Raw genomic sequence first — 25,018 nt, 5'->3', positions numbered from 1 at the left:
TCTATTTAATCCTTTAATCTTCTTCAAACACCAAATCATTGCTTCTAATGGTCATAAGGTCATGGCGGTCGTAGCTATTTTGTATGAGGATCCGCATCGATTGGGAGCGAATCGATTTTTCAATAATATTTCGAACATAACGACCATTCGAAAAACCACTTGGACTTAACGCAGACTTGCACAAAACCAAATGTGCCCTTATTTTTCTTTCTGCCTCATGACTCAATACATACTCTCTTTCTTTTAACATCCGCGCCGCTATTTCCATAAGCTGATCAATCGAATAATCTGGAAAATCAATCACTAAAGGGAATCGCGAATGTAGACCCGGATTCAGGCTTAAGAAGTACTGCATTTCCCGTGAGTAGCCTGCCAAAATAAGGATAAATTCATGCTGTTTATCCTCCATATGCTTCACTAGGGTATCAATTGCTTCCTTTCCGAAATCCTTTTCTCCGCCGCGCCCAAGGGAATAAGCCTCATCGATAAATAATATTCCACCGAGTGATTTCTTAATTAAGTCCCGCGTTTTTTGGGCAGTGTGCCCAATATACTCCCCAACGAGGTCGGCACGTTCGGCTTCAATCAGGTGACCCTTTGCCAAAACATTCATTTTCAAAAATAATTTTCCGATTAGCCGGGCAACGGTTGTTTTTCCTGTACCCGGGTTGCCTTTAAACATCATATGAAGAGCTTGTTTCCCTGCTTTTAGCCCCATCTCTTCTCGTTTTTTATTTACATAAATCCAGGCATAAATTTCCTTTATCATTCGTTTCATTTCTTCCATTCCAACAAGCGCACCGAGCTCTTCCTCGATTTCTTTCAAAGCTGCATGCTCTGGTGGTATGATCTTTGGAACAACTTGGGAATCTGGGGCAGCCTTTGATAACTCATTTCGTTTTTGAGAATTTAGAACAATACTAATCTGTCCATTATTTTTCATACGCATTGGTTGATCCAAAGCTTTCACCTCACATTCTAAAACAGTATACGGGAACGAGGTATCCTTCTTTTCTTCGCTACTTCCTAATTTATCTGAATTTATCGTTTGGAAAACGTCATCACAGCCCTAGTCCAAATCCTCTCTTCTAGAAAGCAAGAGACTCCTCTCTTATGTGTATTCAAGACATCTTCAATTCATTATTTTTTATTGATTTTAAAGATAAAGAATTCATCCACAACAAGCATTTTATACCTTAGATTCAATGATAGCTGCGGCTCCGGCAACGGCAAACACGATAAGAATAGGGTAAGAACTTGGGACAATAAAGTAAACTCCGACCACTCCCAACGCTACCCAAACTCCGACACACCAATAACAACTTAGCAGGGAACCAATGAAATAACGGATTCCAGTCCCTTTTATTTGAGTCGACTCCTCTATCACTCCTGAGGCATCCTCTTCATAAGTAATCGACAAAAAAGGTTTTCGGAAAAACGAGGTTATTTTATCAAAAACAATTAGATGGGTTATGCGAAACGAAGCTAAGATCAAGATGATAAAATCAAGCCAGGATATGCCATACACTATTCTCCCCACTCCATTTTCCAAGTTGTTTTATTTTTACATCTCCTTTTTATTAAATGAATTAGAACTCAAATAGATGACTTTTGAACAAAAAAAACGACCCACTATTTGAGTGAGCCGTTTTGCTACCATATTTTCCGAGAAGGATTATTGTTCACTACCTAAATCTAATTGAACATTACGCTGAGGCGCAAATGTAGAAATAGCGTGTTTGTAAACTAACTGTTGCTTTCCTTCTGATTCAAATAAGACCGTAAAGTTATCAAATCCTTTAATTTGGCCTCGAAGTTGAAATCCGTTCAATAAAAACACAGTTACGTTTGTTCCATCCTTCCGGAGCTGGTTTAAATATTGGTCTTGAATATTAATGGCTGTTTTCATTACAAATCCTCCTCTTTTATCTCTAATATTATGTATTCGATTTAATTTTTAGCTTTCCTTCAATATAGGCAGAAATTTCAGTGATTTTTTTTTCAAATTGCTGACCATCCCCTATATCAAACCATTCTACACCCATCTTGTTCCTAAACCAAGTCAACTGCCTTTTCGCATACCTGCGTGAATTTTGCTTTAGTTTTTCAATTGCTTCAGGTAAGGTCACACGGTCATTTAAATATTCATATATTTCTTTGTAACCAATCGCTTGAATCGACTGGGAGTCACGAAGACCACTATTAAACAGCCTTTCGACTTCGGAAATTAAGCCATCCTCAATCATGATATCAACCCGCTGATTGATTCGACTATATAGTTGCTCACGATCCATTGTTAATCCTATTAATGCTATTTCATAAAGTAGCTCTGGTGATTGATTTGCCTGAGTCTCTTCTCTGGTTTGACCCGTACAATGGTAGATTTCCAATGCGCGAATCACACGACGAACATTATTAGGGTGAATCTCGTTTGCACTTTGCTGATCAATCTTTGCCAACTCATCATGTAATACTTCATTACCTTCCTTTTCGGCACGTTGTTCCAAATTGCATCGAAAATCAGGATCTTGGGGTGCAGCGGAAAATTGGTAATCGTAGATTGCTGATTGTATGTAAAGACCCGTTCCCCCAACGATAATGGGTAGCTTATGACGAGAGGTAATCTCAGTAATCTTTTCACGAACCAGCTGCTGGAACTCTGCTACGGAAAAATCTTGTTCAGGGTCCCTGATATCGATTAAGTGATGGGGAATTCCATCCATTTCCTGCTGAGTTATTTTAGCCGTGCCAATATCCATCCCCTTGTATATTTGCATGGAGTCGCCACTGATGATTTCTCCATTATACCGCTTCGCCAATTCAATGCTAAGCCTTGTCTTACCAACTGCAGTTGGGCCAATAATAACCATCAATTTTTCTTTATTTGTCAATTGATTCACACAGCCTTTAAGAATTAAACGTTTTCTTACCTGGCCTCAAAAACGAAGCCGTTCCCCCCTTATCTTAACATAATAACCTACGGTTTTAGAACATCTAAACATTATCACCATTTCATTTCTTGCTTATACAATAGAATAACATGGTTCTAATTAATTTTTACATATTTTTCCTAAAATTTTACAGTAGGATAACGTTAAGATGACAACTCACTTTCGACCCCCTAAATATCTATTTACCTACCAGTAATGTATAAGGATTATAATTTCTATAGAATAGGGTGGGACAAAAATGATAACTACTGCAGAGATTGGAATAGATTTAGGAACAGCCAATATCCTTGTTTCTAGTAAAAATAAGGGAATCACCATAAATGAACCTGCTGTTGTGGTCATTGACAAGCACACCAAAAGGGTTCTTGCTGTCGGAATAGCGGCGAAGGAAATGATTGGGAAAACACCTGAGAAAATTGTGGCGATCCGCCCATTAAAAGATGGAGTCATCGCAGACTATGACCTTACGACGGAAATGCTTAAATATTTTATGAAAAAAGTAGAGAAGAAAATGGGATTTACAATACGCAAGCCAAATGTGATTGTCTGTACCCCATCAGGTTCGACTAGCGTCGACCGCCGAGCAATTCATGATGCGGTTCGTCAAGCAGGGGCCAAAAAAGTCCATTTGATTGAGGAACCAGTCGCTGCAGCCATTGGTGCCGGCTTACCTGTTGATGAACCGGTGGCAAATGTAGTGGTTGATATTGGCGGTGGGACAACGGAGGTGGCGATTATCTCGTTCGGAGGAGTGGTGGCCTGTCACTCCATCCATATTGCCGGGGATCAAATCGATGATGATATTATTCAATTTGTCCGCAAAAAGTTTAATCTTCTCATCGGTGAACGGACGGCTGAAAAAATAAAGATAGAGATTGGACACGCTATCGCTAACCATGAGGAAATGAACATGGAGGTACGCGGTCGTGATTTATTAACAGGATTGCCCAAAAACATAACACTTTCTTCCTTGGAGATACACGAAACAATCATGGAATCCTTATCCCATATTTTAGAGGCCGTTCGAGCAACCCTCGAGGATTGTCCGGCTGAATTAAGTGGTGATATCGTGGATCGCGGCATTATTTTAACTGGAGGAGGTGCCCTCCTAAAAGGGTTGGAAGAATGGTTATCTGCTGAGATTGCTGTGCCTGTTCATCTTGCGCCAAGCCCGTTAGAATCGGTTGCATTAGGTGCTGGCAAGTCCCTTAGGTTTTTCAATAAGCTCCAGACTTCGTTCAAATAATATAAATACAAAACGCTTGGAATCTATTCCGGCATTTTTTAATATTTGAAACTCGATGCATTTTCTTAATTGGTGTCTTTAAGTAGGTGGTGTCTTTTTTATATAAAATTTACTAATAAATCGGCCAAATCGATAAATTATGTGGGAAATTCATAGATTTGATTGATTTTTACCCTTTTCAAGACAAAACCTTAACCTTTTCCGCTTTTACCTTCACTGTTTTATTGAAAAGCGTTCTTTAATTTTGATATATGCTCGACTTTTGAGGTTTTATGCTCGACTTTTGAGGGTTTATGCTCGACTTTTTGGGGTTTATGCTCGCCTTTGAGCTGATATGCTCGACTTTAAAGTTATATGCTCGACTACTATTACTCAATTGGTGTGGCGAGACTGATTTTTAAAAGTGAAGAAAAGTGTGGGGTACAAGTTCAAAGCGGCTATAATCGAAAATGATTTTGCGACCATACGGATTATCTGTTGAGATTATTTGTGCAAAACCACTATTAGTTCAAAAAGCATAAGAAAGGCTGCAGAAACACTCTCTGCAACCTTTCTTTCTATCTATAGGTCACTCTTCAACAATCCGTTTTCTCATCCGATTAAAATATAAAAAGACTGGCAATGGAATGATGATAAAACCTAAACTTTTAATGATTTGGTTTTTAGCATTTTCTTGTGTTCGGTTTTTTTCATCTTTAATCGCTTGGTTATAATCACTACGAAGTTCCTTCTCGCTAACATCTGTTGTATTTTCCATTTTTTCTGTGGTTCTCATTTGTTTATAATCGCTAAAATTTTGCATATAACTAGGCGGACTAACTAAATCTGCTGCTGCCATAAAAATTGAAATTCCCCCACCGATTACCATCATAAGCGTCGCAAATAGCACTAAATAAGTATATAAATAACGGATCACTTTTTCTCCTCCTTGCTCCTTGTTTTTGGCTGCATAAACAACCACAAAGATAATAATAACAACAGGTAAAAATGCACCAAGGATCGATGTAACAATCAATCGTCAACACCTCACTTTATAGGTCATACCCTACTTCCCTTTTTATTAATATGACCTTGTCTTTATTATTAGACGAGAAATACGAAAATCCTGTTACTAATCAGCTGCGAAACAAAATATTTATTTTTTTGAAATCAAAGACACTTGCTTACATTACTCTCTTAAACATCTTTTCCAGTTCATAGGTTGAATAATGGATGATAATTGGACGCCCATGAGGACAAGTGAACGGATCTGTGGTCATCCTTAACTTATCAAGTAATGCTTGGATTTCGTCATTACGCAGGTGACGGTTAGCCTTAATAGAAGCTTTGCAGCTCATCATGATTGCCGCTTCTTCACGCAATTTTTTGATATCAACCTTTTTCATTGATAGTAACTGCTCAATCATATCCTCAATGATTTCTTTTTCTTCCCCTTTAGGAAACCATTGCGGGTGGGATCGAACGATATAGCTGTTGATTCCAAATTCCTCTAAAAATACACCTACAATTTCCAACTCATGTTTATGCTCATCAATTTTTAAGGCCTCATCAAGAGAGTATTCGAAGGTCATTGGAACTAGCAATTCCTGAAGTTCACTCGCAACTTGTCCAACCTTTTCCTTATAATACTCATATTTTATCCGCTCTTGTGCCGCATGCTGATCTATGAGGTATAAGCCTCTATCATTTTGCGCAAGAATGTAGGTCCCATGCATTTGACCAATTGGATAAAGGGGTGGTACTCGCATCCCTTCTTTTTGGGTTTGATCATCTTCATATTGAGACTCTGTAAGTTTTGCAGAATCGGAGTTCGTCGGAATACCGGTTCTATTAACTGAATCCATTTTTTCCGAGAAAGGGTCTATGTCAAAAGGTGACACACTCTCGCCAACATCACTGGAAGCATCTTCTACTAAAGATGCCACATCCGATCCAGAACGTGAGGCTGTTTGTATATAATCGTCGGTAATTCCACTTTCCCTAACAGGAGTCCATGGTTTTTCCACACTTCCTAGTGGGGGTGGAACTGCAGCTGAAGGAGCACTGCTATTTGTGATGCTTTCCTCTGGTAAGTGGTCAAGTTCCATAAAGGTTTGTTCTGTTTTAGCCCGTTCTATTTTTGGAGTTAAAAAGCCGGTAGGAATCAATTCTTTTGTCTTGAAGACATCTTTAATAATTGAGCTCAATAGACCATTTAATTCTTGTTCCTTACTTAAGCGGACTTCCAGTTTTGACGGATGAACATTCACATCCACGAGAATCGGGTCCATTTGAATATCGATTAATACAATTGGAAAGCGGCCGATTGGAAGCAAAGTATGATAGCCTTCCTGAATGGCTTTTACCAATGAGTAATTTTTGATAAACCGACCGTTAATCATCGTCGAAATATAATTCCTTGATGCTCGGGTAAACTCAGGCATCGAGATATAGCCTTTGATTGTAAAATCTAACGAAGTACCGGAAATAGGAATCATATTTTTGACAATGTTCATTCCGTAAATGGCTGCGAGGACCTGCCTGACGTCACCATTTCCGTTTGTTTGAAGTAGCTGGCGGTCATTATGGGTTAAGCGAAAGGATACCTCGGGATGAGCCAAAGCAAGTCGATTGACCAAATCGGTAATATTCCCCAATTCGGTATGGATTGACTTCATGTATTTAAGACGAGCGGGCGTATTAAAGAACAAATCAGTAATGGTTATATCTGTTCCCTTTCGGCTCGCTGACTTCTCAAAGGTATCAACCTTCCCTCCCTCGATCACCGCTCGTGTCCCAGCCTCTAACCCAGTTGATGTTTTCAGTTCAAGTCTTGCGACTGAGGCAATACTTGGTAAGGCCTCACCGCGAAAGCCAAGCGTACGAATTCTGAATAGATCATTTTCATCCTTAATTTTACTGGTTGCATGGCGTTGAAAGGCTAACAGAACGTCGTCTTCTTCAATACCGGCTCCATTATCAATAATTCTGATTTTGGAAAGGCCTGCTTCTTCTATTTCTATTTCTATGATTGTGCTACCAGCATCAATCGAGTTCTCCACTAATTCTTTGACCACGGAAGCGGGGCGTTCGACCACCTCGCCAGCGGCAATTTTATTTGAAAGGGTATCATCAAGCAAAATAATTTTCCCCAAAAATCTTCACCTCTAATTCAAAAAGCGCAAATTGCCGCTTTTCTTTTTACCCTTTTATTTTTTTATGCAGTTCGTACAATGTGTTCATGGCCTGAAGCGGCGTCATATCTAACAGATTCAATTCTTTTATTTGCTCGAGAACCTTTCTTTCTTTCGAATCAAAATCTTTCTTTTTTGGTTTCTCTACTTCAACAAATAAGGAAAGCTGCGCCTCTTCATTCACTTGTTGTTGCTGATCCATTATAAGAGTGCTGTGTTCAGAAACCTTCTCCAATTTTCCAGCCTTTTCATTTGCTTTCTTATCCATTTCTTCAGCCTTGTCCTCTAATGCATGCAGAATTTCATTAGCGCGACGAATAACTTCCTTAGGTAACTCGGCTAACTCAGCGACATGAATTCCGTAACTCTTATCAGCAGCGCCCTCTTTAATCTTGTGTAGAAAGACAACTTTCCCATTTTGTTCAATCGCACTTACGTGAACGTTTTTCAGTCGATTAAGCTCCTCGTCTAACACGGTTAATTCATGATAATGGGTCGAGAATAAGGTTTTAGCTCCAATCCGGTTATGAATGTATTCAGTCATTGCTTGGGCAAGTGCCATACCATCATATGTCGAGGTACCTCTGCCAATTTCGTCAAATAAAATCAAGCTTGCTTGTGTGGCATTTGTGATAGCATTTTTCGCTTCAAGCATCTCGACCATAAAGGTACTTTGACCAGAGATTAAGTCGTCTGCAGCCCCAATTCTCGTAAACACTTGATCAAAAATGGGCAAGACCGCTTCTGTAGCGGGAACATAACAACCGATTTGCGCCAAAATAGCCGTTAGTGCCACCTGTCGCATATACGTACTTTTCCCTGACATGTTGGGTCCAGTAATTAACAAGATTTCGCGGTCACGATCCATATGACAATCATTTGGAACGTATTCTTGGGCATTCATCACCTTTTCAACAACCGGATGCCGTCCTTCTTTTATAAAAATTCGCCGTTCATCTGAAAACAGCGGTTTAACATAGTGACGATTTTCACTAATTGTTGCGAAGCATTGCAATACATCAAGTTCGCTGATTCTTTTTGCTAATGCCTGTAAATGAGGGATATATTCTTTGATCCGCTCACGAATCTCTGAAAATAGCTGATATTCTAATTCGACAATCTTTTCTTCAGCTTGTAAAATGAGTTCCTCTTTTTCCTTTAATTCCGGGGTGATAAACCGTTCTGCATTCGATAGCGTTTGCTTTCTTTCATATAAATCATCTTGTAGAAGATGTAAATTCGCTCGTGTAATTTCTATATAATAACCAAACACTCGGTTATAGCCGATTTTAAGGGATTTAATCCCTGTTTTTTCTCGTTCTTGCCGTTCGAGCTGGGCAATCCATGTCTTCCCGTTGCGACTGGCATCACGATAACGATCTAGCTCTTCGTGATATCCGTCCTGAATGATATTTCCTTCTTTTAGGGAGATAGGTGGATTTTCGACTAAGGCTCGTTCTAACAGGTCGGTCACATCTTCACATGGGTCAAGCTGTTCAGCAAGCGCAACGGCCGTTTCATTAGGTAACTCCCCGATCAATTGCTTAATTCCTGGAATTTGCCATAATGACCGCTTAAGTTGAACTAAATCACGAGCGTTAACATTCCCGAAGGCCACCCGTCCTGAAAGCCGTTCGAGATCATATACTTCGGTTAATTTTTCCCGCAGATCTTGACGCTCAAAATAGTGAGCAAGAAAGGTCTCGACTAGTGAATGGCGGTGCTGTATTTCATCCCGATCTATTAACGGACGATCAATCCATTGCTTCAACAGACGTCCACCCATTGCCGTTTTCGTTTCATCTAATAACCATATTAATGACCCTTTTTTCCCTTTTGAACGAATCGTTTCCGTTAATTCAAGATTGCGCTTAGAATAATAATCTATTTTCATATAATGTTGAACTTCATATTGGGAAACAGGTTGTAAATGATCCAGGCTGCGTTTTTGCGTACGATACAAATAATTTAATAGCCTGGCCACAGTCTGGCGTTTTGTTAATAAATCTATTTCTTTTAACAACGGAGAATAAAAGTCCTGTATCGTTAAATCATCCTCAAAGGAAAGGGTAACGACAGAACGCTCGCGGATTTTCCTTTGAAGTTCGTCCGGGAATGATGTGGCTATCACTACTTCCTTCGCCCCTGAAATCGACAATTCGTTTAAAACTTCATCAAAACTTCCGGACAAAAGGGTGACGCGATTTTCTCCGGTAGACAGATCATTATAAGCAAATCCGTAGGTTTGATCTTCAAACACTGTGATCGAAGCGAGGTAATTATTTTCTTTTTCACTAAGGCCGCGGCCTTCCATCATGGTTCCAGGTGTAATCAATTGGACAACTTCTCGTTTAACGACACCTTTTGCCTGACGCGGATCTTCTGTCTGTTCGCAAATGGCGACTTTGTATCCTTTTTCAATTAATTGCTCAATGTATTGTGGTGCAGCGTGGTGGGGAACACCGCACATTGGAATTTTCCCTTCTCCCCCTCCATCACGACTCGTTAATGTTATTTCAAGTTCTTGCGATGCTGATATAGCATCATCGAAGAACATTTCATAAAAATCACCTAAACGAAAAAATAAAAAGGCATCTTGATAGTCTGCCTTTACTTGTAAATATTGTTGTATCATCGGCGTGTAAGCGGCCATAGTATCCTCCAACATTCTCAATCTATCAGTACTTTTTTTCAACAATTAATTATACCATAATCAAATATTCCTGAAGACATGAAAGCTTTACCTATTTCTAAAAAACAAATGAAATCTAGTGTTGGAAAGCCCCTTTTAAAAAGAAAAACTAGGAAGTAAGACCTTCCTAGTTGGTGTTTATTCCTCTTCTGACCCTACTAAGAAGTCAGGATTTAGGTCGGCGAATTCGTCATCATTTAAGTCCATTCCCCAATCATCGTCATCGCAGTTACATTTTCCTGGATGGATGGATACACAAACCTTTGTTTCGCCGATCACCTCTACGAGAAACTCTCTTTCCACATGGACGGTGATTTTATTTCCACTTGAGGAAATAACTGCCTCAGTGCAGTTTGGCTGTTGTAAGACGCGGGCTATGACCTCTTGATCTTCAAAGCTATCAGGGTCACGATTTTTTAACTTGATGACATCGGAATAACCGACACGTTCAGTAACTACTTCTGTCTTTGTGTTATCGCTATAAGAGTACCAAACGTTGATGTCATAAGTCCCGACAATCTCCACCGTTCTACCGACCTTTTTTGCCTCGTATTTATGGTTAATAATCCAGCAGCCGAGAATGCTGGACGGATGGTGTGCAGGGCAAATTGTGTGTTTGGATTGTGTAAATTTACGTCCTTTCGCCACAACCGCTTTCGTGATAATCTCTCTGTATTCTCCCATTGCGAGCGAACCCTCCTCATTCATTTTCACTTCATCCTATGCGAGATATTAGACTAGTGTGCGACAATTTTGAACCTTGCTAGGTAAAAGTTTAGGCATAGTTCATAGTATGTTTTTTATGGGGAGTGGTTCCGAAAAAACGATTCTTCCAAATGAATAATCTAGGACATTTGAATGTGATTTCCTTCTATCTGCGAAGATTTTGGGTCTATCTACGTTGGTTTTGGGCCCACCCGTAAAATTTTGGGGTCTATCTGGAATTTCGAGTCAAGTCCTCGGAGTTTTGGGGTCTTTTCCGCCAAGTTTGAAGGCCACAATCCGCGAAATTTTGGGGCCAATCCGCCAAGTTTGAGGACCACAATCCGCGGAATTTTGGGGCCAATCCGCCAAGTTTGGCTTCCAATCCGCAAAAATCAGGCGCCAATCCGCGAAATCAATGCCTCTATCCGCCAAACTCCATTTCAACCTCCTCCAAATCAAAAAAAACCAGGCTGCCAAAGGCACCTGGTTTCACTTTTAAAAATTTTTCTTAATGATGACAGTGTTCGTCGTGATCAATCGCTGATCCCGTTTTCCCCTGCAATAAATCCCCACCGGTTGAAGTGATGATTTCATCAGTAACAGTGTTGGAGATCGTTGATGCAATAATCTGCAGGAGATCATTTACGTCAACTTGTGATTGCTTAAATTCTTGAACAACTGGAATCTCGTCTAATGCTTGTTCAAGTTGAGCGATTTTATCTTCTACATTCTTTAATGCTTCTTCTTTTCCATAATGTTGAAGATTTACAGCTTGCTTTTGCAATCCTTTGATTGTTGAAATGGTTTGTTTAACCTTTTCACTTTCATGAATTTGAGCTTCTGCTCGTTTAAAGAAATCCACTTCTTCTGTTTCTGAAATCATTTGTGCAAGTTCTTTTGCACGAGCAACGATATCATCTTTTGTATACTTCGCCACTTTACTTCACCTCAACTGGTTCAAATTCTTCCACGATTTCTCCGTTTAAAGACCATGTTTTTGTGTTGGTAATCTTAACCTTCACTATTTTTCCAATTGCAGTTTTTGGACCGTTGAAGTTCACTAGTTTGCTTTTACGAGTGTAGCCTGCCAAAACTTCTGAGTTGTTTTTACTTACCCCTTCAACTAACACTTCTACTACTTGACCTTTATATTGTTTCATCGCCTCTGCCGATTGTTCATTGACAAGGGTGTTTAGGCGTTGTAACCGTTCTTTTTTTACTTCTAATGGCACATTATCGTGCATTTTTGCAGCCGGCGTTCCCTCACGCGGAGAATAAATAAACGTATAAGCTGCTTCAAATCCCACTTCTCGAACTAAAGACATCGTCTCTTCAAACTGCTCTTCCGTTTCATTCGGATAACCAACAATGATGTCCGTTGTTAACGTCACATCCGGGATAGCTGCCTTTATTTTTTGAACAAGTTCAAGATATTGTTCGCGGGTATATTTTCTGGCCATTATTTTCAAAACATCTGTCGAGCCGGATTGAACAGGTAAATGGATATGTTCCATCAAATTCCCTTTTTTCGCTAACACTTTGATTAAATGGTCATCAAAGTCACGCGGATGACTGGTCGAAAAACGGATACGTGGAACACCCATAAGGCGAATTTCATCCATTAAATTTCCAAGACCATAGTTCATTTCCGTTAAGTCTTTACCGTACGCATTGACGTTCTGTCCAAGTAATGTTATTTCTTGATAACCTTGAGCGGCCAATTGACGGACTTCTTGAATAATATCTTCAGGACGACGGCTTCGTTCTTTTCCGCGAGTAAATGGCACAATACAATACGTACAAAACTTATCGCAGCCATACATGATATTAACCCAAGCTTTAATATTACCACGGCGTACTTTTGGCAGGTTTTCGATGACGTCGCCTTCCTTTGACCATACCTCTACAACCATCTCTTTAGACATGTATGCTTCTTGCAAAATATTGGGCAGACGGTGAATATTGTGTGTGCCAAATATCATGTCGATATGTGGATGCTTAGAAAGAATTTTATTAACAACGGATTCTTCCTGAGACATACAACCGCAAACACCAAGAAGCAGGTCTGGCCTTTCCTTCTTTAGTACCTTTAAATGACCAATTTCGCCGAAAACCTTATTTTCGGCATTTTCTCGGATCGCACAAGTATTTAATAGGATCACATTGGCATCTTCAACGGTATCAGTCGGCTGATAGCCAAGACTTAAACAGATCCCCGCCATTACTTCGGTATCATGCTCATTCATCTGACAGCCATACGTCCGAATATAGAACTTTCTGCCTTCACCCATCCCTCGAAATTCTTCAGGAATTTTAAAATCGCGCGAATACTTTACTTCTTCTTTACCACGTGATTTCGCTTCTTTTAAGGACGGTGGTGTATAAACAGCCTCAAAATACTTGCTGTAATCCTTATCGGATTTTTTGTCCGAAGAATTTGCAGCCTGTACTTGTTGACCTTCCAAACGTTGTTTCTCGTTCATGATGGATCTCCCTTCTCGTAGAAAAGCATAGGGTGCCACTGGCGCCTGTAGCTAGACATTAAAACTGGTTAAAAAAATAACTATATTTCCATTTATTCCATATGTGATAAGTCACATACACATTATAATAGTATAAAGGCAAAAAGGCTTGAAAACAATAAAAAACCTTTCCCTTTTAAGTCTGGAGCCCTATCTGACCGCAATAAAACGGCAGCGAAGATCGCTGCCGTTCAACTGTTATTCTACAATAGGTTTTTTTAAGAATCCGATTAATAAAGCACTAATTGCAGTTCCTACCAAAATAGCAATTAAATATAGGAACCAGCCACCATCTACTAGTGGAACCACAAATATTCCACCATGAGGAGCGCGTAAGCCAATTTTAAACATCATTGAGAGTCCACCCGTAACAGCTGCACCAACCATAATAGATGGAATAATCCGAATTGGATCTGCTGCTGCAAATGGGATTGCACCCTCAGTAATAAAAGATAATCCCATAATGTAGTTCGCTTTTCCTGCATCTTTTTCTTGAGTTGTAAACTTGTTTTTGAATAGTGTTGTTGCAACAGCAATTGCTAAAGGTGGAACCATACCTGCTGCCATAACTGCTGCCATTGGCTCATAAACTCCGTTTGCTAATAACCCTGTTCCAAATACATAAGCAGCCTTATTAACAGGACCACCCATATCAAATGCCATCATTAAACCTAACAAGATTCCAAGGAATACTGCATTTCCTGTTCCAATTCCTGATAACCAGTCTGTGATTGCACTATTTAAAATACCCACTGGTTTGGTAATTCCAAAGACCATGATAAACCCTGTAATCGCAATCCCTAACAATGGATATAATAGAATTGTTTTAATCCCTTCAAGCGAAGCCGGTAAACCTGATAAAACTTTTCTTAACCCAACTACTACATATCCTGCTAAGAAACCAGCGATTATCCCGCCAAGGAAGCCCGCTCCGCCGCTAGCTGCCAAAATACCTCCAACCATACCAGGTGCGAATCCAGGGCGGTCAGCAATACTCATCGCGATGAATCCAGCTAAGACAGGAACGATAAACCCGAAAGCTCCGCTACCGCCGCCGATTGTCATTAAAGCTTCTGCAATCGCATTATGGGATGGATCATTTGGATCGAATGCTTTATAACCAAACATGAAGGAAATCGCAATTAGTATCCCTCCGCCTACAACAAATGGAAGCATATTGGATACACCACTCATCAAGTGCTTATAAATGGTCGCTCCCACGCCTTTTCCACTCTTAGATGGTTTTTCCTCAGAAACGCCATCACTTGACCCGCCATAAATAGGGGCATCCTGACTTACAGCTTTGCTAATTAATTCTTGTGGTTTACGAATTCCACTAGCTACTGATGTCTCTATTAGGTGTTTACCTTTAAAACGGTTCATTTCAACTTTTGTATCTGCGGCAATAATGACAGCTGTCGCATTCTTTATTTCATCAGCGGTTATAACATTTTTTGCTCCACCAGCACCATTTGTTTCAACCTTAATCTCTACTCCCATTTCAGCGGCTTTAGCGCGAAGGGAATCAGCAGCCATAAAGGTATGGGCAATTCCGGTAGGGCATGCCGTAACAGCCACAATAAATTGCTTTTTATTAGCCATACTTTGTTCTTCTTGTTCTTCCTCGCGGTCATAGCTGTTGATGATTTCAATCACTTGATTTTTTGTAGTAGCCTTCATTAACTTTGTACGTGCTTCCTCATTCATTAAAATTGAAGAAAGGCGAGCTAATGCTTCTAAATGTGTATTGTTAGCACCCTCTGGGGCTGCAATCATAAAAAATAGATGTGCAGGCTGTCCATCAAGTGATGCATAATCGACCCCTTCAACTGACTTTCCGAAGGCAATCGCGGCATTTTTTACAGCTGAAGTTTTCGCATGAGGAATCGCAATTCCTTCTCCAATTCCTGTTGTGCTTTGTTCTTCTCGTTTTAAAATGGCCTCTTTATATACTCTTTTGTCGGACAATTTTCCTGCTTGATCAAGGACATCGACCAGTGCATCAATGGCATCAGTTTTTTTGTTCCCTGGGATTGTCAGAATGATTGTATCAAGCGTTAAAAGTTCGGTAATTTTCATTTAAGGTCTCCCCTTACTTGTCTGTTTTATTTTTACTTGAGGCAGTAGTTTTTCTACCTTTTCAGGTGTGCAAAGCCCTATTGAAAAAGCAGTTGCACTACCAGAAGCAACACTGTATTGAAAAGCGGTCTTAACATCATTTGTTTCTCCAAACTTTGCTAAAAAGCCAGCAACCATTGAATCTCCTGCCCCAACAGAGCTCTTTACTTCCCCTTTTGGCACTTCAGCGATAAAGGCGCTTTCTTTGTTAATAAAAACTGCTCCTTCACCTGCAAGTGAAACAATCACGTTATTTGCCCCTTTTTCGATTAGGAGTTTTCCGTAATGAATCGCTTGTTCACACGTGGTAATCTCTGTTTCGAAAATCTCGCCAAGTTCATGATGGTTAGGCTTGATGAGAAAAGGGTGGTATGGTAACACCTTCATTAGGAGTTCACCTTCTGCATCAACGACAAATTTCGCACCATTTTCAGCACAAATTTTCACCAATTCCTCATAAGTAGTTTCTGGCAATGAGGACGGGATGCTACCTGCTAAAACAAGAATATCGTTTTCGGTTAACTGTCTGACTTTATCCTTTAAAGCAACAAAGTTTGCATCTGTAATACTTGGACCACTTGCGTTTATTTCAGTTTCCTTTTCCGTCTTTAGCTTGATGTTGATTCTTGTATCTTCGCTCACTTGAACGAAATCCGTTTCGATTTTTTCAGTTTGTAAATAATCTGTAATGTATCTACCTGTAAAACCACCAGTAAAACCTAGGGCCTTACTCGTTACGCCCATTTCCTTTAGGACTCTAGAAACATTAATTCCTTTTCCACCAGGGAACTTGTCTTCATTGATGGATCTGTTTAGTTCACCAAGATTGACCTTCTCGATTTGAACGATATAATCAACTGATGGATTTAATGTCACCGTATAAATCATGACGTTTTCACAACCTTAATAGTAGTTTTCCTGCGATATTGCTCGATTGTTTCTTCATCAAGCGCACTTGTTATGATCGTTGCTTCATGAAGATCACTAATTTTTGCAAATGCTATTTCTGTAAACTTCGATTCATCCGCTAGCACATATACTTCACGAGACAAACTCATCGCTTTTTGTTTAATCATTGCTTCTTCCTGATCTGGTGTAGTATACCCAAATTGGGGATGGATGCCATTTACACCCATGAAACATTTATCAAACCGATAGTTTTCAAGTCCTATAAGTGCCCCTCTTCCAATAATGGCTCGCGTCTTATGTTTGGCAATCCCGCCTATTAGATACGTATCAATCCCTTTATCTAGTAATGCGTTGATATGCATCAATCCATTCGTAACGACTACAATATTTTCTGGTAGATGCTCAATCATCTCAAACACTGTCGATCCTGCATCAAGATAGAGGCAATCCCCTTCTTCAATCATTCCTGCAGCAAACTCGGCAATTTGCTTCTTGATTTGAAGGTTTTTGGAGGATTTTTCAATCATGCTTGGTTCTTGCAGTTTTCCTTGTAGCCTTGCTGCCCCACCATGAATTCTTTTTAAGAACTTTTCTTGTTCCAACTGGATGAGATCTCGGCGAATAGTTGATTCAGAGGTGTTTGTTAATTCTACTATTTCTTGTATTTTTACCATGTTTTTTTCTTTTAAAATCTTCAATATTAATTGATGACGCTCAGGCGTTAACATTTCCTCACCACCTATGTATGTATCATACTGTAACCGATTTCAAAAATCAATCATTTTCTTTCATTTTCATTCAATAAATCTTTCATTTTATGAAAGTTTTTGAACGTTTTTTTACATCCCCAAATAAAGAGGTATGAGCAATGCTTAATTCCAGTCATTTTATCAAACCACCGTGATTATTTTTGAATAGGCTGTTTTAAAGCTCAATGTTGATTTTTGCACAATGTTGATTGGAGTGGAAGGCACGAAGACTCCTGCGGGAGCAGCGGGACAGGTGAGACCCCGCAGGCGCTTTAGCGCCGAGGAGGCTCACCGCCCGCCCCTAAGGTGCGCGAGTGCCTGAAACGGAAATCTACATTCTAATTTAACAGAGCCTTTGAATAAAATAAATATTATCGACCTGCTCTTGGGCCCTTTTCCAACAAAAAAACCCCGCTGGGAGAAATCTCCCAACGGGGTTTTGATTTTTATTACATAAATTCTTCAACGAGTTTGTCGAAATAAGGTTGATCTAATTTTAGATCAGCTTGAGTAAGTGGTTTTTCGGAATAACCTGTAATCAATTCCTGATATGATTTACGCTCAGTGTTTTGATAGATTAATCCCGTTACTAGACCCTTACGCTCCATTAACGTTTGCATCGCTACTTCACGGCTAGATGAGTCATAACCTTCGACATCACTTAGCTTAGTTAAGTTTTCTTTAAACCAGTCATACGTATTTACCTTATTATAAGTAACACAAGGACTGAAAACATTAATTAATGAGAAGCCATCATGTCTGATTCCAGCTTCAATTAATGCTGTTAAATCTTTTAAATCAGTAGAAAAACTTTGAGCAACGAAAGTCGCGCCAACTGATAATGCTAGTTCCATTGGTGAGATTGCTTGTTCAACGGAACCAAATGGTGTAGATTTCGTTTTAAAACCTGCAGCTGAACGAGGAGATGTTTGACCCTTCGTTAAACCGTAGATTTGGTTATCCATTACGATGTAAGTAATATTAATGTTACGGCGAATGGCATGAACTGTATGACCCATACCAATTGCAAAGCCATCACCATCTCCACCGGATGCAATAACAGTTAAATCGCGGTTAGCCATTTTTACACCTTGAGCGATTGGCAATGAGCGTCCGTGAATACCATGAAAACCATATGAGTTAATATAACCAGAAATACGGCCTGAACAACCAATTCCAGAAATAACAGCTAAATTTTCAGGTTGTAAATCAACGTTTGCAGCGGCACGTTGGATGGCAGCCTGCACTGAAAAGTCTCCGCATCCAGGGCACCAGTTTGGTTTCACATCATTTCGAAAATCTTTAAATGTGGTCATTTTAGAACAACTCCTTGCATTTTGAATAAACTTCATGCGGCAAGAACGGATTTCCATCATACTTTAAGATTTTGACAACCTTTTCTCCACAACCCACATTCATTTTAATAATGTTAGCCAACTGTCCTGTCGCGTTGTTTTCTATTACCGCAATTTTCTTTGCTGATTTCACTAGTGGTAGCATTTCATCAACAGGGAACGGATGAATTAAGCGTATTTGAGCATGGTTTACCTTTAATCCATCTTGTTCTAAACGGATTAACGCTTCTTCAATCGCACCTCTTGTTGAATTGAAACCAACTATTAAAAGATCAGCTTCTTCATGAGGAGCATTTTTATAAACTGGTGTGTTAAATTTCAAGTTTTCTAGTTTTCTAAAACGTTTATCCATTTGTGCATTACGGTTTGCTGCTGACTCAGAAGGTTTTCCAGTCTCAGCATGCTCAACACCTGTAACATGGTGGATACCATTTTTAATACCAGGAATTGAACGAGGTGAAACACCATCTTCTGTAACTTCATATCTTTTAAAATAGCCTTTATTTTCAATTTCAGGTAGTTCGCTTTGAACAAGCTTACCACGGCGAATTTCAATTTTATCAAATTCAAGCGGCTCTACCGTTTGCTTTCCAAGTGATAATTGCAAATCTGTTAATAAGATAACAGGACATTGATACTCTTCAGCTAGGTTGAACGCTTCAGCAGCATCATAGAATGCTTCTTGAACAGTACTTGGAGCCATAACAATCTTAGGGATTTCACCATGTGTACCATAAATCATAGCCATTAAATCAGACTGTTCTTGTTTTGTTGGAAGTCCAGTAGATGGGCCACCACGTTGAGTATCAACTATTACTAATGGAGTTTCGGTAATCCCTGATAACCCGATTGCTTCCATTTTTAATGAAAGACCAGGACCTGCAGATGCCGTAATCGCACGGACACCACCATAGTTTGCACCTATTGCCATCGTAGCTGCAGCGATTTCATCTTCTGTTTGAATAACCGCTCCACCTAGTGGTGGTAAATGTTTAATTAAATATTCCATGATTTCAGAAGCAGGTGTGATTGGGTATGCAGCCATGAATCGGCAGCCTCCAGCAACAGCTCCCATTGCAATGGCATCGTTTCCAATCATGAACAGACGTTTCTTTCCATCAGCTTTTTCAAGCTCCATGGTTTCAATCTTGTCACCAATCTTTTCTTTCATATAATCAAAGCCAGCGCGAATTGCTTCCATATTTTTAGCAACAACTTGCTGTCCTTTTTTTCCAAAAATTTCATTTACTACTTCTTCAAATACTTGAATATCAAGGTCTAATACCGCACTAGTTGCGCCAATAGCAACCATGTTCTTCATAAGAGAAGTACCAAGTTCTGTAGCAATCTCCGTAAATGGAACCGCATACATCGGAGCCTTACTATCAGCTGGTTGTTGTGGATCAAATCTAGTATCGGCAATGATAACCCCATGTTCATGAAGTTCTTTATAGTTTAGTTCTATCGTTTCTTGGTCAAATGCAACCAAAATGTCAAGATCATCTGAGATGGAACGAACTTGTTTTGTGCTTACGCGAATTTTATTATTTGTGTGACCGCCTTTAATACGTGATGAAAAGTGACGATAACCATACAAGTAGTAGCCTAAACGATTTAAGGCAATGGAAAATATCTCCCCAGTGCTCTCAATACCTTCCCCTTGTTGTCCGCCAACCTTCCATGAAAGTTGATTGATCATTTCTTACACCCCTTTGGATACGTTAAGAAAATATGTAAAACATTAATATTTTCAGTGCAGCACCTTACTAAGCAATTTACTTAAAATTAACTAAATTTGATAGAATCTCTCGTAAATCTATTATTTTAGTATGGTACTAAACGATTACAATTTTAGCCCCTACTGTAAAAAAATGCAACCATTTAAGACTAAATATTGACGAAAATGTGAATATTTTTTTATTTTGAAAAATATAAATGATATTCTGTAAAAAGAATGAATTCTCATTCATTTTCAAAAGTGAGTAAACCCTTTATTTATAGGGATTTCCCCATCTTCTCTTCAGCCATCAGAAAAGAAATTAATGAATTACTAAAATTTTACGTGTATTTTAGAATAATAATTTTTCCCTTGCATTTTCATTTTTTTATATTTTTAAATGAAAATCTTAAAAAAAGAACCTGTTTGCAGTTTAGATGCAAACAGGCCTTTTATTATTCTTATTGATTTTTAAGTAAAAATGTAAATACCCTAAAAAAAAGAATATAAATCTACCTCTTTAAATAATCTTTACCTTGGCTCAACAATTAATTTAATGGCAGTTCGTTCTTCGCCGTCAATTTTGATATCTGTAAAGGCTGGGATACAAATTAAATCGACTCCACTCGGAGCCACAAAGCCCCTTGCGATTGCAACTGCCTTTACGGCCTGATTCAATGCACCTGCACCGATTGCTTGAATTTCCGCATTACCTCTCTCACGTAGAACACCAGCAAGCGCACCAGCTACTGAATTAGGATTAGACTTTGCTGAAACTTTTAATATATCCATTCCTGGCTCCTCCTCGTTAATTCCCGATCCCGCATGCTCATATCCATGAACAAATCAGGTGTATATCATTCCATTGCTACTATATTCGGAAACAAGGAGACTTATTCCAGCTTGGACAAAAAAAGAAAAGCGAAAGTGCCTTGTTCTTATCGCATTAGGAAAAAAACGGGTGGTCATCATTGATTAGAATTCTACTGAACTTTTTGGCGGACCCCGTTTTTTTATCTAAATCAAGGATTACAGCACTTAGCTGTGTGCGACCACTTTTAGGGACCTCAAATCGGACGGGCAAGCTAGTCAAAAATCTTTTGATGACTGCTTCCTTTTCCATCCCTAATATCCCGTCATACGGGCCTGTCATTCCAACATCAGAGATGTAAGCAGTACCAGAGGGGAGAATTCGCTCATCTGCAGTTTGAACATGGGTGTGGGTGCCTACAACGGCAGAAACCCTTCCGTCTAAATACCAAGCCATGGCCTGTTTTTCACTTGTTGCTTCTGCATGAAAATCCACAAATATTATTGGAGTTCTTTTGCTAGCTTCCTCGATTAACTCATCTGCCTTTTTAAAAGGACAATCAAGTGAAGGCATAAACGTTCTGCCTTGCAAATTAATGATGGCCACTTCATCTTGGTTCACTTTTAAGTAGACAATTCCATTTCCTGGAACCTCATCAGGAAAATTTGCTGGTCGAACTAAATACTTCGCTTTATCAATAAACTCGAAAATGTCACGATTATCCCAAGCGTGATTTCCAAGCGTTACCGCCTGAGCACCTATTTCCAGGAATCCACGATAAATATCTTCCGTTATCCCTCTTCCTCCCGCAGCATTTTCTCCATTTATCACGGTAACGGTTGGACGATACTTATCTTTTAGCTTCGGAACATATTCATTCACCATATCTCTTCCTGGTGAACCAACTACATCCCCAACAAATAAAATTCTCATCATACATTCCTTTCTATTTTCCAGATTAGTTGTGTTTCATTGTAGCATAGTTCTCCAACCAAAAAAATAAAGCGGTGCAGATGCACCGCCTTATTTTGCATATTCTACAGCTCTCGTTTCACGAATAACTGTCACTTTTATATGACCTGGATAATCGAGTTCTTCTTCAATTCTTTTGCGAATATCTCGTGCCAATCGATGCGATTCCAAATCATCTATTTGATCTGGTTTCACGATGATCCGAATTTCACGACCCGCTTGAATTGCAAACGATTTTTCAACGCCTTCAAATGACTCAGAAATTTCTTCCAGCTTTTCGAGTCGACGAATATAGTTTTCGAGTGTTTCACTACGAGCTCCTGGTCTAGCAGCAGATAAAGCATCTGCAGCAGCAACGAGAACAGCAATAGTTGATGTTGCTTCAGTATCTCCATGATGGGAAGCGATACTATTTATTACAACTGGGTGTTCCTTGTATTTCGTTGCAAGTTCTACCCCAATTTCAACGTGACTACCTTCCACTTCATGATCAATTGCTTTACCAATATCATGTAATAATCCAGCACGACGCGCTAATGTTTCATCTTCCCCTAACTCAGCAGCCAATAATCCGGATAACTGAGCCACTTCGATTGAATGTTTTAACACATTTTGACCATAACTTGTCCGATACTTCAATCGACCAAGAATTTTAATTAGATCAGGATGAAGCCCATGGACTCCTACCTCAAACGTTGTTTGTTCACCAATTTCGCGGATATGCTCATCGACTTCACGACGAGCTTTATCTACCATTTCTTCAATACGTGCAGGATGGATACGTCCGTCTTGTACAAGCTTCTCAAGTGCTAATCTGGCAGTTTCGCGACGAATAGGATCAAACCCTGACAAGATAACCGCTTCAGGAGTGTCATCAATAATGAGGTCAATTCCTGTTAAGGTTTCAAGTGTACGGATATTCCGTCCTTCGCGTCCAATAATCCGGCCCTTCATTTCATCATTTGGAAGGTTTACTACAGAAACAGTTGTTTCTGCAACATGATCAGCTGCACATCTTTGAATCGCTAATGACAAGATTTCTTTTGCCTTCTTGTCTGATTCTTCTTTCACACGATTTTCACTTTCTTTAATCATGATCGCAGTATCATGCGCTAATTCCTGTTCCATCCGATCTAAAATGATAACCTTCGCCTCTTCACGAGATAGGCTTGAGATACGTTCTAATTCCACTTGTTGCATACGTACCATCTCATCCACTTTGCTTTCCATCTCTTCAATATGCTGTTGTCTTTGATTTAGAGAATCATCTTTTCTTTCAAGTTGCGCTTCACGTTTATCCAACGATTCGCCTTTTCGATCTAGATTCTCTTCTTTTTGCAGCAAACGGTTTTCTTGTTTTTGTAGTTCATTTCTTCGTTCTCGAACCTCACGTTCAGCTTCAGATCGAAGCTTGTGAATTTCATCCTTTGCTTCTAACAGTGCTTCCTTTTTTAATGCTTCCGCTTCTCGCTTCGCATCTTCTAAAATCTGCTCTGCCGCATCTTTTGCGCCAGTAATCTTTGCTTCAGCAATGGACTTACGAATAAAATAGCCAACAACCGCACCGACGAAAACGCCAAGCAAAATGGAGATGATCGCAATAGGTTCCATCGTTTCACCTCCTGTTGCTATAATCTTTTGATAAAATCATTTGATACATTTTTTTCATATCGCCATGTACAATTTAACAGCACAAAGGCTCTTAACATTTCACATACTCATAAAAATGTAAAATATACATTTTTAATTGTAAAGCTGTGGAATTTTATTGTCAAGGGTAAGTCCCCTATCGTAACTATCTTTACCATTAATTGGTGAATTACTAACAATTCTTTGGTCATTTTTAATTTTTATAAGAAAAAACAGCAAAGCTATTAAGCTTTGCTGCGAAAAATTTAATCGATCAACTCTAATTCTTCATGATCATCTGGCTCTGCGATGACCTTTTCGATGTCAAGACCATAATGATCGCGAATTTTTTGTTGGATTTCAACGCGCAATGCTTTATTTTCTTTCAAATAGAGTTTTGCATTCTCACGTCCTTGGCCAAGGCGCTCATCATTATATGAGTACCAAGAACCACTCTTTTGAACGATATCAAGATCTGAGCCCATATCAATAATTTCGCCCTCTTTGGAAATCCCTTCTCCATACATAATATCTACTTCAGCTGTACGGAAAGGTGGAGCAACTTTATTCTTTACGACTTTAATCTTTGTTTTGTTACCAACGATATCGTTTCCTTGTTTTAATTGCTCAGCACGGCGCACTTCAAGTCGAACTGTTGAATAGAACTTAAGGGCACGGCCACCCGGAGTTACTTCCGGGTTTCCAAACATAACGCCAACTTTTTCACGAATTTGGTTAATAAAGATAGCGATTGTTTTTGATTTATTGATAGCGCCTGATAGTTTACGAAGGGCTTGTGACATTAAACGCGCTTGTAACCCTACGTGTGAATCTCCCATTTCGCCTTCAATTTCTGCTTTTGGAACTAAAGCTGCAACAGAGTCAACAACAATAATTTCAATAGCACCACTGCGCACGAGTGCTTCAGCAATTTCTAAGGCTTGCTCTCCTGTGTCTGGTTGCGAAAGAAGGAGTTCATCTATGTTTACACCTAGTTTTTGTGCATAGACTGGGTCAAGGGCATGCTCAGCGTCGATAAACGCCGCTTGACCACCATTTGCTTGGACTTCTGCGATAGCATGAAGGGCAACAGTTGTTTTACCAGAACTTTCTGGACCATAAATCTCAACAACTCGTCCTCTTGGATAGCCACCTACTCCAAGCGCTACGTCTAGAGCAAGGGAACCGCTGGAAATCGTGGAAATCTTGCGGTCTGTTTGTTCACCTAGTTTCATGATAGATCCTTTACCAAATTGTTTTTCTATTTGTTTTAACGCCATTTCTAACGCGGCTTTACGATCATTACTCACTACCGGTTTCCTCCTTTAAAGTTGCGAAGAAGAATATCTTTCAAACGTGATTCTTGACCCGTAATATGCGGGCTCAAAACACCGTAAGGTTAAAATCCCACCATAAATACCAAGCATTTGCTTGCTCGTGTGGATATGCTAACGATCCTCTTTTTCGAC

Annotated in this window: 20 protein-coding genes; 1 reads left to right on the top strand and 19 read right to left on the bottom strand. The window is 39.5% G+C overall.

Features of this window, described 5'->3' with window-relative positions; translation table 11 throughout:
* Nucleotides 1–13: 13 nt before the first annotated feature.
* From spoVK to miaA, 4 genes are all read right to left on the bottom strand, one after another.
* A complete protein-coding gene (gene spoVK / locus B1NLA3E_RS07325) occupies nt 14–961 on the bottom strand; it encodes a stage V sporulation protein K (protein ID WP_015593204.1) in 948 nt (315 codons plus the stop codon).
* Between the two features lie 228 nt (nt 962–1,189).
* Nucleotides 1,190–1,528 carry a DUF1360 domain-containing protein gene (locus tag B1NLA3E_RS07320; RefSeq protein ID WP_041580950.1) on the bottom strand — a complete coding sequence of 113 codons (339 nt, stop codon included), beginning with the start codon at nt 1,526–1,528 and terminating at the stop codon, nt 1,190–1,192.
* Between the two features lie 147 nt (nt 1,529–1,675).
* Nucleotides 1,676–1,909, bottom strand: coding sequence for an RNA chaperone Hfq (hfq, locus tag B1NLA3E_RS07315; protein WP_015593202.1), 234 nt, complete (start codon nt 1,907–1,909; stop codon nt 1,676–1,678).
* A gap of 28 nt (nt 1,910–1,937) precedes the next feature.
* The gene (gene miaA, locus B1NLA3E_RS07310) at nt 1,938–2,891 is read right to left on the bottom strand and encodes a tRNA (adenosine(37)-N6)-dimethylallyltransferase MiaA (RefSeq protein WP_015593201.1); all 954 of its coding nucleotides are present in this window, start codon (nt 2,889–2,891) and stop codon (nt 1,938–1,940) included.
* A 298-nt stretch (nt 2,892–3,189) separates the two neighbouring features.
* Between miaA and mreBH the strand changes: the two genes are divergently transcribed.
* Nucleotides 3,190–4,197, top strand: coding sequence for a rod-share determining protein MreBH (mreBH, locus tag B1NLA3E_RS07305; protein WP_015593200.1), 1,008 nt, complete (start codon nt 3,190–3,192; stop codon nt 4,195–4,197).
* 568 nt (nt 4,198–4,765) lie between these two features.
* On the opposite strand, the gene B1NLA3E_RS07300 is transcribed toward mreBH, so the two are convergent.
* The 15 genes from B1NLA3E_RS07300 to recA form a co-directional block, all read right to left on the bottom strand.
* Nucleotides 4,766–5,212 (bottom strand): hypothetical protein, encoded by a 447-nt coding sequence (locus tag B1NLA3E_RS07300; protein WP_015593199.1) that lies wholly within the window; start codon nt 5,210–5,212, stop codon nt 4,766–4,768.
* Between the two features lie 148 nt (nt 5,213–5,360).
* On the bottom strand, nt 5,361–7,331 hold the full coding sequence (gene mutL, locus B1NLA3E_RS07295) for a DNA mismatch repair endonuclease MutL (protein WP_015593198.1): 1,971 nt from the start codon (nt 7,329–7,331) through the stop codon (nt 5,361–5,363).
* 46 nt (nt 7,332–7,377) lie between these two features.
* Nucleotides 7,378–10,023 carry a DNA mismatch repair protein MutS gene (gene mutS, locus B1NLA3E_RS07290; protein ID WP_015593197.1) on the bottom strand — a complete coding sequence of 882 codons (2,646 nt, stop codon included), beginning with the start codon at nt 10,021–10,023 and terminating at the stop codon, nt 7,378–7,380.
* A 177-nt stretch (nt 10,024–10,200) separates the two neighbouring features.
* Nucleotides 10,201–10,746, bottom strand: a complete 546-nt coding sequence (locus B1NLA3E_RS07285; protein ID WP_015593196.1) for an outer spore coat protein CotE — start codon at nt 10,744–10,746, stop codon at nt 10,201–10,203.
* Nucleotides 10,747–11,275: 529 nt separating this feature from the next.
* Nucleotides 11,276–11,704, bottom strand: a complete 429-nt coding sequence (locus tag B1NLA3E_RS07275) for a RicAFT regulatory complex protein RicA family protein (RefSeq protein WP_015593194.1) — start codon at nt 11,702–11,704, stop codon at nt 11,276–11,278.
* Nucleotide 11,705: 1 nt separating this feature from the next.
* Nucleotides 11,706–13,250, bottom strand: a complete 1,545-nt coding sequence (gene miaB, locus B1NLA3E_RS07270) for a tRNA (N6-isopentenyl adenosine(37)-C2)-methylthiotransferase MiaB (protein ID WP_015593193.1) — start codon at nt 13,248–13,250, stop codon at nt 11,706–11,708.
* A gap of 237 nt (nt 13,251–13,487) precedes the next feature.
* A complete protein-coding gene (locus B1NLA3E_RS07265) occupies nt 13,488–15,368 on the bottom strand; it encodes a PTS fructose transporter subunit IIABC (RefSeq protein ID WP_015593192.1) in 1,881 nt (626 codons plus the stop codon).
* On the bottom strand, nt 15,369–16,295 hold the full coding sequence (gene pfkB / locus B1NLA3E_RS07260; protein ID WP_015593191.1) for a 1-phosphofructokinase: 927 nt from the start codon (nt 16,293–16,295) through the stop codon (nt 15,369–15,371).
* Nucleotides 16,292–17,044, bottom strand: a complete 753-nt coding sequence (locus B1NLA3E_RS07255; RefSeq protein ID WP_015593190.1) for a DeoR/GlpR family DNA-binding transcription regulator — start codon at nt 17,042–17,044, stop codon at nt 16,292–16,294. The genes pfkB and B1NLA3E_RS07255 overlap by 4 nt, the downstream gene beginning before the upstream one ends.
* Nucleotides 17,045–17,514: 470 nt before the next feature.
* The gene (locus tag B1NLA3E_RS07250) at nt 17,515–18,381 is read right to left on the bottom strand and encodes a 2-oxoacid:ferredoxin oxidoreductase subunit beta (RefSeq protein WP_015593189.1); all 867 of its coding nucleotides are present in this window, start codon (nt 18,379–18,381) and stop codon (nt 17,515–17,517) included.
* Nucleotide 18,382: 1 nt separating this feature from the next.
* On the bottom strand, nt 18,383–20,119 hold the full coding sequence (locus B1NLA3E_RS07245) for a 2-oxoacid:acceptor oxidoreductase subunit alpha (protein ID WP_015593188.1): 1,737 nt from the start codon (nt 20,117–20,119) through the stop codon (nt 18,383–18,385).
* Between the two features lie 549 nt (nt 20,120–20,668).
* Nucleotides 20,669–20,929, bottom strand: coding sequence for a stage V sporulation protein SpoVS (gene spoVS, locus B1NLA3E_RS07240; RefSeq protein ID WP_015593187.1), 261 nt, complete (start codon nt 20,927–20,929; stop codon nt 20,669–20,671).
* A 154-nt stretch (nt 20,930–21,083) separates the two neighbouring features.
* Nucleotides 21,084–21,881, bottom strand: coding sequence for a TIGR00282 family metallophosphoesterase (locus tag B1NLA3E_RS07235; RefSeq protein WP_015593186.1), 798 nt, complete (start codon nt 21,879–21,881; stop codon nt 21,084–21,086).
* A 90-nt stretch (nt 21,882–21,971) separates the two neighbouring features.
* Nucleotides 21,972–23,531 carry a ribonuclease Y gene (gene rny / locus B1NLA3E_RS07230; RefSeq protein WP_015593185.1) on the bottom strand — a complete coding sequence of 520 codons (1,560 nt, stop codon included), beginning with the start codon at nt 23,529–23,531 and terminating at the stop codon, nt 21,972–21,974.
* 284 nt (nt 23,532–23,815) lie between these two features.
* On the bottom strand, nt 23,816–24,859 hold the full coding sequence (gene recA, locus B1NLA3E_RS07225; protein ID WP_015593184.1) for a recombinase RecA: 1,044 nt from the start codon (nt 24,857–24,859) through the stop codon (nt 23,816–23,818).
* Nucleotides 24,860–25,018 lie beyond the last annotated feature (159 nt).

Source organism: Bacillus sp. 1NLA3E (assembly GCF_000242895.2).
Classification (GTDB): Bacteria; Bacillota; Bacilli; order Bacillales; family Cytobacillaceae; genus Bacillus_BU.
The sequence above is the reverse complement of the archived record's forward strand: the minus strand, read 5'-3'. Positions and strand labels throughout refer to the sequence as shown.